Origin of the sequence: Lentzea aerocolonigenes (genome assembly GCF_000974445.1) — a bacterium.
GTDB classification, from domain to species: domain Bacteria; phylum Actinomycetota; class Actinomycetes; order Mycobacteriales; family Pseudonocardiaceae; genus Lentzea; species Lentzea aerocolonigenes.
This window is the reverse complement of the sequence record NZ_BBOJ01000003.1, coordinates 28,392-43,509: the sequence shown is the minus strand read 5'-3', so window position 1 is coordinate 43,509 and position 15,118 is coordinate 28,392. Positions and strand designations below refer to the sequence as shown.

10 protein-coding genes are annotated in these 15,118 nt (G+C 70.7%); 4 read left to right on the top strand and 6 right to left on the bottom strand.

Going from position 1 to position 15,118, the window contains the following annotated elements; genetic code table 11:
• The first annotated feature begins 74 nt into the window (after positions 1-74).
• Positions 75-1,190 carry a MalY/PatB family protein gene (locus tag AOM45_RS06265; RefSeq protein WP_030469731.1) on the top strand — a complete coding sequence of 372 codons (1,116 nt, stop codon included), beginning with the start codon at positions 75-77 and terminating at the stop codon, positions 1,188-1,190.
• Here AOM45_RS06265 and AOM45_RS06260 read toward each other — a convergent pair.
• Genes AOM45_RS06260 through AOM45_RS06250 form a run of 3 tightly spaced genes read right to left on the bottom strand, consistent with a single transcriptional unit; the run spans position 1,177 to position 5,398 of the window.
• Entirely contained in the window at positions 1,177-1,668 is a 492-nt protein-coding gene (locus AOM45_RS06260) for a hypothetical protein (protein WP_030469730.1), read from the bottom strand. The two genes, AOM45_RS06265 and AOM45_RS06260, sit on opposite strands and share 14 nt — an antisense overlap.
• Positions 1,665-4,685, bottom strand: coding sequence for a CHAT domain-containing protein (locus AOM45_RS06255; protein WP_030469729.1), 3,021 nt, complete (start codon positions 4,683-4,685; stop codon positions 1,665-1,667). Before AOM45_RS06255 ends, AOM45_RS06260 begins: the two co-directional genes overlap by 4 nt.
• Positions 4,682-5,398 (bottom strand): hypothetical protein, encoded by a 717-nt coding sequence (locus AOM45_RS06250; protein WP_030469728.1) that lies wholly within the window; start codon positions 5,396-5,398, stop codon positions 4,682-4,684. The genes AOM45_RS06255 and AOM45_RS06250 overlap by 4 nt, the downstream gene beginning before the upstream one ends.
• Before the next feature lie 159 nt (positions 5,399-5,557).
• Between AOM45_RS06250 and AOM45_RS06245 the strand changes: the two genes are divergently transcribed.
• Both AOM45_RS06245 and AOM45_RS06240 read left to right on the top strand, forming a co-directional pair.
• Entirely contained in the window at positions 5,558-6,508 is a 951-nt protein-coding gene (locus AOM45_RS06245; protein ID WP_030469727.1) for a daunorubicin resistance protein DrrA family ABC transporter ATP-binding protein, read from the top strand.
• Entirely contained in the window at positions 6,505-7,278 is a 774-nt protein-coding gene (locus AOM45_RS06240) for an ABC transporter permease (protein WP_030469726.1), read from the top strand. The genes AOM45_RS06245 and AOM45_RS06240 overlap by 4 nt, the downstream gene beginning before the upstream one ends.
• Positions 7,279-7,292: 14 nt before the next feature.
• On the opposite strand, the gene AOM45_RS06235 is transcribed toward AOM45_RS06240, so the two are convergent.
• Positions 7,293-10,325 carry an AfsR/SARP family transcriptional regulator gene (locus tag AOM45_RS06235; RefSeq protein ID WP_035911538.1) on the bottom strand — a complete coding sequence of 1,011 codons (3,033 nt, stop codon included), beginning with the start codon at positions 10,323-10,325 and terminating at the stop codon, positions 7,293-7,295.
• A 30-nt stretch (positions 10,326-10,355) separates the two neighbouring features.
• Positions 10,356-11,210, bottom strand: a complete 855-nt coding sequence (locus tag AOM45_RS06230; protein WP_236703184.1) for an aminoglycoside phosphotransferase family protein — start codon at positions 11,208-11,210, stop codon at positions 10,356-10,358.
• 25 nt (positions 11,211-11,235) lie between these two features.
• Between AOM45_RS06230 and AOM45_RS06225 the strand changes: the two genes are divergently transcribed.
• A complete protein-coding gene (locus tag AOM45_RS06225) occupies positions 11,236-12,561 on the top strand; it encodes a lanthionine synthetase LanC family protein (RefSeq protein ID WP_236703182.1) in 1,326 nt (441 codons plus the stop codon).
• On the opposite strand, the gene AOM45_RS06220 is transcribed toward AOM45_RS06225, so the two are convergent.
• Complete coding sequence (locus tag AOM45_RS06220; protein ID WP_156094043.1) at positions 12,501-14,972, bottom strand: tetratricopeptide repeat protein; 2,472 nt, start codon at positions 14,970-14,972, stop codon at positions 12,501-12,503. The genes AOM45_RS06225 and AOM45_RS06220 overlap by 61 nt on opposite strands.
• Positions 14,973-15,118: the final 146 nt, after the last annotated feature.

Genomic DNA, 15,118 nt, shown 5'->3' with positions numbered 1-15,118 from the left:
GAGGGGCCTCACCACACCGGTGAGGCCCCTTTTGCCTGTTGGACCGCTCGCATCCGTGATCTACCTTGGGTTGCATGGCGAACCCGCTGACTCAGGTGCCGCTGGAACGGTTGCGGCAGCGCACGAGCGTGAAGTGGCGCCTGTACCCCGAGGACGTCCTGCCGCTCTGGGTGGCCGAGATGGACGTCGACCCCGCCGAACCGGTCGCGCGGGCGATCATCGACGCGGTGCAGCGGGGCGACACCGGCTACCCGGCGGGCACGGCCTACGCCGAGGCGCTCGCCGAGTTCGCGAAGACGCGCTGGGACTGGGACGTCGCGGTCGAGAACACGGCGATGGTGCCGGACGTGATGCTCGGGGCCGTCGAGCTGGTCAAACTCGTGTCCGGGCCGGGCGACCCGGTGATCGTCACCCCGCCCGTGTACCCGCCGTTCTACATGTTCGTGCGCGGCATGGGCCGGGCGGTCGTGGAAGCGCCGCTGACGAACGGACGGCTCGACCTCGCGGTGCTGGAGCGGACGTTCCGGCACATCAGAGCTGACCGGCCGGTGTTCCTGCTGTGCAACCCGCACAACCCGACCGGCACCGTCCACACCGCCGACGAGCTCACGGCCGTCGCGCGCCTGGCCGAGAAGTACGGCGTTCGCGTCATCGCCGACGAGATCCACGCGCCGCTCGTCGCCGCGAGCGCCGAGTTCGTGCCGTACCTCAGCGTCGACCCGAACGGCCTGTCGCTGATGTCCGCGTCGAAGGGCTGGAACCTCGCGGGCCTGAAGTGCGCGGTCGCCCTCGCCGCGACCGACGAGCTCTCCCGGTTGCCGGAGGAGGTCAGCCACGGCCCCAGCCACTTCGGCGCCATCGCGCACACGGCGGCGTTCCGCGAGGGCGGCGACTGGCTCGACGCGGTGTTGTCCGGCCTCGACGACAACCGGAAGCTGCTCGCGACCCTGCTCGCCGAGCACCTGCCCGAGATCGGGTACGAACCGTCCGAGTCGACCTTTCTCGCGTGGCTCGACTGCCGCGGGCTGGGGCTCGACGACCCGGCCGCGGTGTTCCTCGACCGCGGCAAAGTCGCCCTGATGTCCGGGAAGGACTTCGGTTCCGGCGGCGACGGCCACGTCCGGCTGAACATCGGCACCTCGCCCGAGATCCTCACGGAAGCCGTCCGCCGGATGGCTACTGCACGGTGACGTTCTTGACCGCCTCGATCACCTTGGTGACCAGCCGGTCCGACGTCGCCTTCTTCGCCACCGCGAACTCGAACTCCGTCTTGCCGTCCTTGCGCGAGATCTTGAAGTCCACCTTGGTCTGCAGGAACGCGACCAGCGCCCCCAGCACGACGGCCGCGGTGATCGGGTCGACGAACATCTGGGTCTCTTCCGGCAGCTCGTCCACCGCCTCCGAGACCACGCCGGCGGTCTCCTCGTCGTCGGCCAGCAACGCCAGCACGTCCCGGACGTAGGTCTCCAACGGCACCGACGGCCGCAGCACGTCGTCGCTGCGCACGGCGCCGCCCTCCTGGCTGAGGAACGCGGCCAGCAGCTCGCGTGCCGACTCCTCGTCGTCGACCGGCAGCTCGATCCCGCTGTCGAGCAGCTTCTCCAGCACCTCCTGCAGCAGGCGCTCACGCTGGTGATCGCTCAACCGCGCGATCTGCTCGGCACTCATCGGGATGTTCTCCAATCACCGGATACGACGAACGGGGCCCAGTGGTAGACGTGCTGCCCGCTGTCGATCATCTCGCGCTGGGCGCGCGCCATGGCCTGACACGCGGGAAGTCCCTCGTTCAGGTACAGCTCGTAGAAGCGGGCGAACAACGCCAGCGACGAACGCTGGTCCACGTTCCACAACGTGCTCACGACCGTGCGGCACCCTGCGGCCTGCAACACGCGTGTGAGCGTGCCGAGTTCTTCCTTGGCAGACACCGCGGACCGCCGTGCGGTCGAACACGCGCGCAGCGTCAGCAGTTCCGTGCGCAGTTGCTCGCGCGCGAGATCTCGCACGGTCAGTTCGAACGCCGCGCGCTCGAACACCGGCACGAGGTGATGGCGGCTCGACGGCCTTCGTGTGCCATCGCTCAGCAGCAGCCCGGAGCCGAACGGGTCGCGGGCGTCCACGAAACCGTGGCACGACACGTGGGCGATGTCGGCCTCCCGGATCCCGGCGACCACCGCGGCCGGGGTGGCCCGTTCGCCGGTGACCACGGTGACCTCGCCGCGGGTGAACACCTTGGCGGGCTGGAAGTGTTCAGGTGTGTCGGTGTCGGCCGCGGCGAACACCTTGGCGGGCTGGGAGTGTTCGGGGGTGTCGGTGTCGGCCGCGACGAACACTTCGGCGTCGGCTTCGAAGTGCTCGGGTGTGTCGGTGTCGGCCGCGGCGAACACGTCGGCGTCGGCCTCGAAGTGCTCAGGCGTGTCGGTCTCGGCGTCGGCCACACCCGCGACGAACACCGTGCGCGGCACACGAGGTGGATCGGAGACCGCCGTCGTCACGAACGCCGTGAGGCTGGACTGGTGCACGACACCTGCCATCTCCACGAGCCGTTTGCCGGACGGCGCGCGCATGGCGGCCAACGGCAGACCTTCCATGCCCGCGCTCGGAATCACGCACACGGTCTGTGCGCCCTCCACGAGAGAGAGGACCTTTCCCAACGCCGACAGCACGCGTTCGGCGTTGCAGAGATCGACCTTGCCGAGGTTGCGCACCGCCAACGGCCTGCGCCGCGCCAGCCCGGACACGGCGCCGTTGAACGCGACGCTGATCTCCATGGCCGCCTCGCCGAGCTGCGCGGGCGTGACGTCCAGCGGAACCCACCGCACCTGTCCGGTCAGGACGAACGCGCTGACCGCGGACCCGGTCTCGGCGAACGAGATGACGGCGACGTCGGGGGAGAGCACGCGGAGCACGTCCTGGGCGCTCGCGACACGTCCGGCGAGCCCGTCGGCGGCGGTGAGCGTCGCGGGCCGGCTCGCCTCGTGGACCTGGAGCGCCTCCTCCACGAACGTCGGCCCGGCGAGCAGCAGCTCGAAGAGCCGCAGGTAGAGCGGCCGGGTCTGGTCGAGGACCCAGTCGCGGTCGTAGGGCTGCTCGATCTGGCCCAGCCGTTGCTCGACGCGTCCGACCGCGGTGTACAGGCGAGTCAGCGCCGCCTCGCCGCGGTCGAGCACCTCGGCCTCGATCTTCGCGGCCTCCAGCTCGGCCGAGATGCACGAAGGGACCGCCGACCGTTCCGCCTCGAAGGCGTTCAGGAACGCGTCGAGGCGCTGCAACGCGAGCTCCGGGGCGTCCTCCCGGGACAGCGCGACGGTGAGGGCGGCGCCCTGGAAGACGTCGCCCTGCCGCACCAGCGCCGCCCACATCTGCTCGGCCACGTCCCGCACCTCGGGGTTCGCGAGGTCGCGCGCCGCGGAGTTCAGGTACGCCTGCAACGCCTGCACGTCCTGGCGTTCGGTCCAGCCCCGCCACATGCGCTCGCCCACCGCGCGCAGCTCGTCGGTCTGCCCGAGGCTCTCGTACGCCGCGGCCAGGCCCGTCAGCGCGATCCACAACGACGGGCTGTAGAGGTCACCCATCATCGTGACGACCTCTGCGTACAAATCGCGCGCACGCTCGTGGTCGCCCAACGACGCGTAGGTGGTCGCCAGGTTGTTGCGCGCGGCCATGCGCCGAGGCCACACGCCCGCCGCGTCCTGCTCGCGCAGAATGCCGCGGAACAACGGAACCGCCTGTAACGGCTGCCCGCGTTTGAGATAGCTCGCGGCGGCGTTGTTGCGCGCCTCGAACCGTCGGCCCTCGTCCTTCAGCAGACCGGCGAGGCGGGCGGACTCGGTGAAGTTCTCGCTGGCCAGGGCGTAGTTGCCGAGATCGTCGTGCAGCAGGCCGCGGTCGTTGAGCATGCGCATCGCGTTGGCCGTCGCGCCGGCCTCCACCGCGAACGGGATGGTGCGGTCCAGCAGCGCGAGCGCCTCCAGGTAACGCCCGGAGTCCCGCAGCGACGCCGCCTTGCTCTCGTTGACGGGGATCATGCCGATGCTCAGGGGCGCGTCCGGGATCGCGTCGGTGCGCTCGCGAGGGACGCCGAAGCGGTCGCGGAACGAGTCGAGGGCGCTCGCCGCGGCCTGCCGGTCGACGTCGTCACCGTGGACGGCCGCGAGCTCCCGCGCCCGCTGGAAGTGGAACTCCGCGTGGGTGAGCGAGGTGTTCTCGCAGGCCCGCGCCCACGCCATGTGCGCCAGGGCCGACGACTTGCCGCCCAGCAGTGCGCCGAGCGTGATCACGACCGCCGCACCGTTGGCCTCCGGTGGCACGCCCTGCTGGGCGAACCCGGAGTGCCAGAACACCACCGACATCATCACGTCGTGGTCGAAAAGGTGCTCGTGCCCGCGCAGCACCCGCAACGCCCCCGGCCAGCCCCCGGCGAGGCTCGCCCGAGTGAGCAGCTCGTTCGCCTCGTCCGAGAGGTGGTCCTGCGCGACCCAGGCGTTGGCCACCTCCAGCGAGCCCACGACCTCCCCGAGGAACGACGCGGCGGCGGCCGTCGCAGGCCGGTCGGGCCGCATCCTTTCCGCGTACGCGAGGAGCGTCCCCGCCAGCTCCCGCGGCCGGATGCGCGACCGCCGGGCCAGTTCGACGGCGGCGGCGACGGACTCCGAGGCGAGCAGCGACTCGACGAGGTCGTCCGTCATCGGTCACCTGCCTGCGCGAGCGCCTCGGCGACGATCTCGCGTTCGTCGTCGGAACCGGCGCGCCGGGCCGCCTCCCTCAACAGCTCCACGCCTTCCTCCCGGGCGTCCGTCATGCACAGGATCTGCCCGAGGTTGAACGCGTCCGCGAAGCTGCCGTCCTCGATGCCCCGCGTGTCGCGGGCGACCTGGCGCGCCTCGTCGTACCGGCCGCGCATGACCAGCCCGAACCCGTGGTTGACCGCGTAGGTCGAGTTCGCCGGGAACGACCGCGCCCACTGCGCCAGCTCGCGCACCGCCGCCTCGGCCTCCTGCTCGTCCTCCGAGCCGGCGGCGTCGAGGAGCCGGCGCTGCGTGGCTTCGGCGTTCTCGGCCCACTCGCGCCCGGACTCCGGCGTCACCTCGTCGAAGATCCGCAGCACCCGCGACGTGGGGTCGACGCCCTCCAGCGTGCGGATCACCCGGTCGAGCTCGGCGTCCCTGCCGGTCTGCGCGGTGATCATCGCCAGGTGCTCCAGCACGGTCACCGACCGCTGGTGCCGCTGCTCGGCCTCGCGCAGCAGCTCGTAGGCCTCGTCGAGCGGGGCGCCCGCGGCGAGCACCGCTCTGACCAGCGCGATGTAGTCCTCCTCGGCTCCGCGCACCGCGACCAGTTCTCGAAGGCGTCCCGTCCGCAGACGCGTCCAGGTCAGTTCCCGGTCGTCCTGATCGCTCACGCGTGGCTCCGCTCTCTCACCCCCTGAGATCGTGCCGCAGATGCTCGCCGTTATGGGCCATTTGGGTTCAACCGGGGCGTTGTCAGCGGCTGTCAGCCCGCTGTGCGCGTGCTGTCAGCGGCGCGGCGCACAGTGTCGGCGACACAGGGAGGACGAACGATGTCGCTGGCGATCAGGGCAGAAGGCCTGGTCAAGCACTACGGGGAGACCAAGGCGCTCGACGGCGTCGACCTCGAGGTGCCGGAGGGGAAGGTCGTGGGGGTGCTCGGGCCGAACGGCGCGGGCAAGACCACGGCGGTGCGGGTGCTGGCCACGTTGCTGCGTCCGGACGCGGGACACGCCACGGTCCACGGGCACGACGTGGTGAAGAACCCGAGGGCGGTCCGCTCGCTGATCGGGCTGACCGGGCAGTACGCGTCGGTGGACGAGGACCTCTCCGGAACGGAGAACCTCGTGCTGCTGGCGCGGCTGCTGGACCACTCGCGCACCGGGGCGCGGGCGAAGGCGGCCGAGCTGCTGGAGCAGTTCGAGCTCACCGACGCCGCGGGGCGAGCCGCCAAGACGTATTCGGGAGGTATGCGCAGGCGGCTCGACCTCGCGGCCAGCCTGGTCGGCAACCCGTCCGTGCTCTACCTGGACGAGCCGACCACCGGGCTGGACCCGCACGCGCGCAACGAGGTGTGGGCCGTGGTCCGCAAGCTCGTCGCGAACGGCGTGACGGTCCTGCTCACCACGCAGTACCTGGAGGAGGCCGACCAGCTCGCGGACACGATCACGGTGTTCGACCACGGTCGAGTCGTGGCCGAGGGCCGGCCCGACGAGCTGAAGCGGCGCGTCGGCGGGCAGACGTTGCAGGTGCGGCCGACGTCGCTGCGCGACCTCGACGCCGTGCACCGGATTCTCGGCGACCTCACCGGGGTCAGGCCGACGCGGGACGACGACACGGGACTGCTCACGGCGCCGGTCAACGACCCGGTGCTGCTGTCCACGCTGGTCCGCAAGCTCGACGAGGCCGGCATCACCGCGGACGAGCTGGCGTTGCGCCTGCCGTCGCTCGACGAGGTCTTCCTCGCGCTGACCGGCAAGCAGACCGAGGGGAGCCTGGCATGAGCACCATCGCGTTGGACAGGGGAACGCGCCACGGGCTCACGCTGGCGTGGCGGGGCATCCTCAAGATCCGCAAGAACCCCGAGCAGCTCGCGGACGTGACGATCGCGCCGATCGTCTTCCTGGTGATGTTCACCTACCTGTTCGGTGGGGCGCTCGCCGGGAACACCGACGCGTACCTGCAGATGCTCGTGCCCGGAATCATGGTCATGAACATCCTGCAGGCCAGCATGACCGCGGGCGTGCAGCTCAACACGGACGTCTCCAAGGGCGTGTTCGACAGGTTCCGCTCGATGCCGATCGCCAGGTCGGCACCGCTGATCGGGGCGGTGCTGGCGGACGTCGTGCGGTACGTCGTCTGCATCGTCGTGCTGCTGATCGTCGCCACGATCATGGGCTTCCGGGTGCAGACCGGTCCGGTGGAGCTGCTGGTCGCGGCCGGCCTCGCGATCGGGTTCGGGTTGTGCTTCTGCTGGGCGTCGGTGTTCGTGGGCATGCTGCTCAAGACACCGCAGGCCGTGCAGGGCGTGATGTTCGTGCTGATCATGCCGCTGACGTTCGGCAGCAACGTGTTCGTCGGCACCTCGACGATGCCGGGGTGGCTCAAGGCGTGGGCTGACATCAGCCCGGTGAGCCTGCTGTCGGACGCGTTGCGCGGGCTGCTCAACGGCGGTGCGATCGCCGGGCCGCTGACCGGTTCGCTGATCTGGATGGCTGCCGCGGTCGCGGTGTTCTTCCCGCTGGCGACCTGGGCCTACCGCAAGCGGGTCTGAGGGGGGAGCGGGTGTCAGCTGATGCCCGCTTCGTCCCGCACCTCCCGCAGCGCCTCGTCCCTGGTGATCCCCAGCGGCTCCGGCTCGCCGAGGTCGGCGACCATCTGCCGCACCTCGGGGTCACCCAGGTCGAGGCGGCCGCGGATCACCTGGGCCAGCCCGAGCATCCTCGACGCCTCGCGGCGACGGCCCTGCGCGTACCGGACGTGCGCGAACAGCTCCACCACCGTCGAAAGGTCCGGAATGTCGCCGCGGTCGGACGTCGAGCCGACGGCCGTTGCCACCTGTGCCTCGGCCTCGTCGGGCCTGCCCTCCGCGAGCGCGATGCGCGCGTCGAGCACGGCCGACCACTCCGCGGCGAACGAGCCGAGCAAGACCGAGGTCGTCGCCCGCTGCTTGAAATCCTCGCTCAGCTCACGTGCCCGTGCGGCATCGCCGGCGCGCAGCAGGACCTCGGCCTTCGCGTAGCCGACCATGATCGACATCTGGTCGTTGCCGATGTCGCGGACGTACTGCTCGGCCGCCGCCACCTCGCGCTGGGCGGCCGTGTGGTCGCCCAGCCGCGCGTACTCGACCGCGAGCCGCCACCGCTGCTGCACGGCGTCGTCCTGCGACCGCAGCTCCAGTGCCACCGCGAGACCCCGCTCGAACAGGGCGATCGCGCCTTCGTTGTCGCCGGTCTGCGAGACGAACGTGGCCTTCATGCCGAGCGTCATCGCCGAACCCCACCGGTCGCCGATCGCCACGAACTGCTCGTACGCGCGGTCACGGGCCACCTCGGCGCCGTCGAAATCGCCCTCGTCGACCAGGATGAAGCTCAACGCCCAGTTCGCACCCGCACGCGCCCACGCGTCCTCGCTCGCCGACGCCCGCTCCACCTCGCGGCGCGCCAGGTCCCGGTTCTGGCTGAGGAACGCGAGCATCGGCAGCGCGATGGCGAGCGACGGGTGCTTCTGCGCGGCGCCGGTGGTCACGCAGTCGTCGATGACTCGCGCGGCCTCGGCCTTGTCGGTACGCCCCGGCGCCGCTGCCATGATCAGCTGCATCGCCCGGAACGTGGCGGTGAGGTCCGGCGGCAGCGCGTCACCGAGGGCGAGCACGTCCCGCACCGACGACTCCGCGCGCTCGTTGTCGCCCTTGACCAGCCAGTACCAGAACGTGCCACCGAGCAGGTCCGCCGCCAGCTCGACCTCGCGGTCGTCGATCGCGCCGCGCAACGCCGCCACGACGTTGTCCTGCTCCGCCTCGTAGGCGTTGATCGCCTCGACCTGCCGCGCGGTGCGCGTGAGCGGTTCCCACCGGGCGGTCAGCTCCCGGTAGTACCGCCGGAAGCGGCCGACGATCTCGTCCTTCTCGCCGGAGGCGTCGAGCTGCTCGTCCGCGTAGACCCGGATCGTCTCGAGCATCCGGTAGCGCGGCTCGCCCTCGATCTCGATGACGTCCACGATGGACTTCTCCACCAGCGACGTGAGCACGTACAGCGCGTCCGGCAGGCAGACGGCCTCGATCGCGGCCAGGTCGGCACCGGCGGGGAAGACCGCGAGCCTGCGCGCGAGCCGCAGTTCCTCCTCGGTCAGCAGGTCCCAGCTCCACTCGACGACCGCGCGCAACGTCCGCTGACGGGGCAGCGCGGTGCGGTTGCCGGAGGTGAGCAGCCGGAACCGGTCGTCGAGGCGCTGGGTGATCTGCCGGACCGTCATCGACCGCAGCCGCGCCGCAGCGAGCTCCAGCGCGAGCGGCATGCCGTCGAGCCTGCGGCAGATGAGCTTCACGTCGTCCACAGTGGACTCTTCGAGCCGGAACCCCGGCTTCACCGCGCTCGCCCGGTCGAGGAACAGTCGCACGGCCCCGAACCCGGCCACGTCCGCCTGCCCGTCGGGCACGGCGAGCGGGCCGATCGGGCACAGCGACTCGCCGTCGATCGCGAGCGGTTCCCTGGTGGTCGCGAGCACGCGCAGGTTCGGCACCCGGCGCAGCAGCTCGGTGGTGAACTCGGCGGCCGCGCCGATGAGGTGCTCGCAGTTGTCCAGCACCAGCAACGACTCCCCGGCGCCGAGCACCTCGGCGATCCGGTCCATGCCCTCGCTCGCGCGCCGCAGCGGGTCGCCGGTGAACGTCACCTCGAACGCGCTGAGCACCGCACCCGCGAGATCCTCGGCCGCCCGGATGCCGGCCAGCGCCGCGAACCACACGCGTCCCTTGGCGTGCAACGGATGCCGTGCCGCGGCCTCGGTGGCCAGCCGCGTCTTGCCCGCGCCGCCCGGCCCGACCAGCGTCACGAGCCGCACCTGCCCGAGCAGTGCCGCGATCTCGTTGAGCTCGTCGTCCCTGCCCACGAAGCTGGTGAGCCGCACCGGCAACCGGTCGACCACCGGCCGCGGCCCGAGCTCGCCGCGCAGTGCCGCGAGGTGGACGTCCTGCAGCTCCTGCGACGGGTCGACGCCCAGCTCGTCGGCGAGCCGCCCGCGGACCTCGGCGTAGACGTGCAACGCGTCGGACTGCCTGCCCTGCGCGCACAACGCCCGCATCAGCAGTCCCGCCAGGCGTTCCCGCAACGGGTGCTTCTCGTGCATCGCGGTGAGCGCGGCGACGTCGAGTTCGCCGGTGCGGAACCGGTCCTCCTCCGCGGCCAGCCGTGCCTCGTCGAGCCTCGTCGCCGCCACCTCGGCGAACGGCGCCTCGCGGACGTCGGCGAGCGCTTCGCCGCGCCAGAGCTTCAAGGCCTCGTCGAGCCGTCCGGCCGCGCGCAGCCGTTCGAACCGGAAGACGTCGACGTCCTCGGTCGCGATGCCCAGCCGGTAGCCGCCCGGTTCCAGCGACACGGGACAGACCTTGCGCAGCCGCGACACCAGCGACTGCAGCGCGTTCGACGCGTCCGCGGGCGGCTGCTCGCCCCACAGGTCGTCGATCAGCGTCGTGGTCGGCACGGGCCGGCCGGGGTCGAGCGCCAACCGGGCCAGGAGCATGCGGACGCGGGCTCCACCGATGTCGACCGGTGTGCCGTCGTCGGCCTCCACGGTCGTCGGCCCCAGCAATGCCACGCGCACCAGATCAGTTTCCCAGATCGTGAGCGGCGATCAGGCGAGAACGCCCAGGGCGCGGCCGAGCGCGTCGGTGATCAACGTCTCCACCGCCTCGTCGGTGCTCCCGCGCGGCACCCGTTCGGTGAGCATGATCGAGTACAGATAGGCCTGGTAGGCGGCCAGCCGGACGCGCTCCGCGTCGGTGAGCTCGATGCCGTAGTTCGTCAAGAAGTCTGGATCGTCCTCGATCGTCCCGAAGAGGGCGAGTGACACGAACTCCGCCACCGGGTCGCCCCAGAACGCGCGCTCACCGTCGACCAGTCCGCTCAGCCCGTCGTCGACGAGGACGTTGCCGTCCCAGAGGTCGAAGTGCACCAGCGCGGGCCGTGTCACCTCGTCGAACGCGGCCGCGTGCCGGCCCAGATCAGGTTTCGGCAGCCGCACGCCGTAGCGGCCGGCGTCGGCGAGCACGGCGTCGTACATCGCGAAGAACGCCTCGGTCCACGTCGGGTGCAGGCCGAGCTGGGGATAGCCGAAGCCGGGCCCGGTGATCTCGTGCAGCTTCCGGACCGTTGTCCCGAGCTGACGGCGGATCGACGGCCGGTCGACACCGGACCGTCCGAAGAGGGGCTCACCAGGCAGGAAGGTGGTGATCAGAACGCTGGAACGGTCGGTGAAGACGACCTCCGGCACCGGCGCGACCGCGGACCCCAGCGTGCAGAACAACGCCTCGGTGGCCATCAGCCCCCGCTCGTAGGTCAGCCCCGGCTCGCCGCCTGGCGCCACCTTCAGCACGAACTCGCCCTCGTTCGCGGACACCAGGAACACGGAGTTGTAGGTGCCTCCGCCCAACGGGGTGGTGCTCGCGCCGGTGAGTCCGGCGGCGGAGAGAATCGGGTCCAAGGTCACCTCGGCCAATGTAATGATCGTCGGCGTGGACACGTACCGGGGGACCGCAGAGGCCGCGTGGCGATGGGTGCTGGACCAGGTGCGACGCGACGACGGGATCGTCTGGATTCCGCCGTCGCCCGGCGAGGAGCTCGACCCGGAGAAACGGGACGGCACGTACGCGGGGGTCGGCGGCCTGGCGCAGGTGCTGGCCGAGATCCGGCTGAGCCGCGAGTGGACCGCTGAGGAGCACCGTCTGGCGGACACCATCGCCGCCCAGGTTCAGGCCGGCGTCGAGACCGCGACCGACTACACCTTCTTCAGCGGCCTCGCCGGGGCGATCGGCGTGCTGACGGCGCTGGGCAGTCCCGGATCCGAAGCGGCCGTCGCGCGGCTCCTGGCACTGTCCACACCGGACGGATGGGCGCTGGAGCGGTACGGCCCGCCCCGTTACCTGGAGGGCGCCCGCAACCACGACCTGACGCTGGGCTCGGCCGGTGTGTTGCTCGCGGCGGTGTGGGCAGCGCGGCACGGGGTCCACGGCGCGGAGGAGCTCGCCGACGTGGCGGCCTCCGCGGTGCTGGCCGAGCGCGAGGAGGTGCCGTCCGGGCTGAACTGGCGCTCGGTGCCGGCGCGTTTCTGCGTCGAGCAACTGGAGATGCCCAACTTCTCGCACGGCCTTTCCGGCATCGCGACAGCGCTCGCCCTGGCCGGCGCCGAGTTCGCGCGCCCGGACCTCGTGCAGGCGGCGGCCGCAGGTGCCGAGCACCTCGTGGCACTGGCCGACACCAGCGACGGAGGGTTCCGCGTCCAGTGCGTCTTCCCGTTCGGCGGAGACGTGGAACAGTTCATGTACGGCTGGTGCCACGGCCCGACCGGAACCTCGTTGCTGTGGACCGCCCTGCGGCACGCGGGCGTGGCCGAGGTGGCCGGCGAGGACGTCCTGGAGTGGCACCGCCGCTGCCTGCACAGCGTGCGTGTCTCCGGCCTGCCCGAACGGAAGTACCCGGGCTTCTGGGACAACGACGGCCGCTGCTGCGGCACCGCGGGCGTCGGCGACGTCCTGCTCGACTCCGGGCGGCACACGGACTTCGCGCTGCACCTGGCCGACGTGGTCGTGGACCGCGCGATCCCGGACGGCGACGGCGTGTGCTGGCGGTTCACCGAGCACCGCAACTCCGACCCGCTGCTGCCGCCCGACATCGGCTGGATGCAGGGCGCGGCGGGCATCGCCGGGTTCCTGTTCCACGCGGGGCGCGTGGCCGCAGGCGACACGAGGTCGGTGCCGCGCATGGACACCTGGTGGGTGAGTCAGGCGGGTGGCTCCGCTCGCCAGGGCTTCGCCGTCGACCCTCCCGGTTCGATGCCGTAGATCTCCAGAACGGCCGCCTCCTCCGCGCGCCCCTGCCTGCGCAGGAAGGTGGCGAGCTCGAAGGTTCTCCCGGCGACGACACCGGTTTCGAGACGCTTCCGCATCCGGGTCTCGGCCTCCTCCGCACGTCCCACCTCGGGCAGAAGATCGACCAGATCGGCTTCCGGAGCAGGATCCCGCTCCGCGCTCGGCCGCAGCACCTCGATCGCCTCTTTGATCTCACCTGCCTCACGGTGGGCCTTGGCCAGCCGGCGTGCGCTCTTGCTGTCGCCGGCGAGTGCCGCACGGCGGGACCACACCTGTTCCGCCTGGTCGTCGCCCGTCTTCCGGTAGATCCAGGCGAGCCGCACCACGTGCCTGATGCTGTTGGCCCTCTGCTCGAGCCAGGCGATCGCGTCACCGGCTCTTCCCAGCTCGAGCAGGATCTCCGTGTAGTGGAGCATCGGCACGTGCTGCCCCGCCTCGGCCTCTGCCTTCCACAGATCGAGAGCTTCCGCGGCTCGGCCCGTCTTCCTCAGCAGACGGGAGAGGTCGTTGAGCGCGAACCTGCCGCCTTGAGCAACCTTGGTTCGCAGGGTGGACTCGCTGGGCGCGGCCGGTGGGGTGACAGGTGTCCTGGGTTCGGGGCTGGGCGTGGTGGACTCGTACTCCGCCTGCCAGCGTTGTGCTTCTCGTTCGTTGCCGGTGCGGGAGTACAGCGCGCCCAGCCGATAGACGGCACTCCGATCACCGTCGGACGCCAGGGGAAGCAGCAGTTCGATCGCCTCGTCGTTGCGGCCGACGCGGTGCAGCAAGGAGACGGTGGCGTCGACTGCGGTACGGGTGCCCGCCAGCGTCTGCTGGTGAAGCCACGTGATCGCTTCTTCGAGCAGGCCGATGCGTTCCAGCGCACCGATCTGGTCCGACATCGCGCGGCCCTGGCTCACCTCCAGCTCCCGGCGCCACCACTTCGCGGCTTCTTCCCGATCGCCGCGCTCGGTCGCGTCCGAGGCGAGCGTCCACATGGCGAGGTTGTCGCCGCGTTCCGCTCCGAACACGAGCCAGGACCTCAGGTCTGGATGCGGCGCATCTCGGTGGGGCCGCAGAACACTCCTCCACACCTCCTCGATCAGTTTGCCGTCGTCGGTCATCGGCCAGAGGGCGCACATCGCGATCCGCCGGTACCCGCGCAGCATCGCCGACCTGGCGACGGCCAGCCGTGCGGACGGCTCGTGGACGTGGTCGAGGAAGGCCTGCCACGTCGCACCGGGCACGGTCTTCCGGTCACCACCTATCTGCTGCACAAGGAACTCGTGCGGCTCGAAGTGGTCGGGTGGGCCGAGATCCGGTGCTTCCCGGCGGCCGGTGAGCGCGCTGATTCCGCGCACCGGCTTCGTGGTCTGGGCGATGCCGTCGTCGAACCGGGCGTCCGCTCGCTGGCCGGCCTCGAGATAGCCGGGCAGTGAGGCTTCGAGAAAAGTCCGTGGCACGAACGGCGCCCCGCTCAGCAGCACTCCGTCGACCGCGGCCGTGACCAGTGCCTTGAACACGGCTCTGCGGGGATCGCGGCACATCCGCAGCAGTTCCGGACCACCGGACAGCGCCTGGACCAGCTTGCCGTCCTCGGCGACCCGAGCCGCGAAGACCATGCGGGCGTCGGAGAGCTGCTCCATCTCCTGTGCGGTGAAGGACTCGGCGACCTCGACCTGCGTCGCGGCCACGAGCAGTTCGCGTGCCGAGTGGTGTGGCCCGTCCTCGTCCACGAGGTCGTCCCAGTGCGAGGTCCGGGTGGTGCCCAGGACGCGGACCGAGTTCGGTGCCGAGGCCAGCACCTCGACGGCCTCGTCGGTGAGAAAACGATGGATCTCGTTGAGCCACAGCACACATCGCCCGGTCAGTTTTTCTGCTCGGCGCACCAGCTCACCGGCGTTCATGGGGCGTATCACGGGGAGTTCGGGCAGCTCGGCCCGCACAGCCTCCAGTGCCGCCCTGGTCTTGCCGGTGCAGGACGTGCCGGTCAGCACGATCAGGCGGTGGCCGTCCCGCAGGGCCTTGCGCAGCACCTCGTCGTGCTCTCGCAGCACGTAAGGAGTCAGCTCGTCGGACTGAGCGCCCTCAACGGCGATCACCTTGTGCACACCGAGCATCGCCGGATTCCACTCGCCGATCGTCGGACCGGTTCTCTGTCGCTGTTTCCACTGTTCGACGTCGGCCTCGAGGCGCGCGTGCCTCTTCCTCCAGCGGTCGACGTCGCCCTCGCAGCGCACCACGATGGTGTGCACCCTGTCCCACGGGGGAGCCGCGGTGAACTTGCCGTCGATGAGGTCCTTCACCGTCACCTTGGGCAGTCCGTATGCTGTCAGGCTGTTGCCGGACTGCTCGTGGAGACGTTTCAACTCCGCGGCGAACGACGCCTGCGGCCTGTCGTCCATCGCCATCCCTGCCGTTCGGATCGTTCGGACTGCGTGACTCCGAACGGAAGAAGATAGCCGTCACCAGCGCGAATCGTGGTGAAGAAACCTGATGTTCGGGATTGCGCACCCGAACGGCGCAATGGCTCATCGTGGTTCTCGACGGA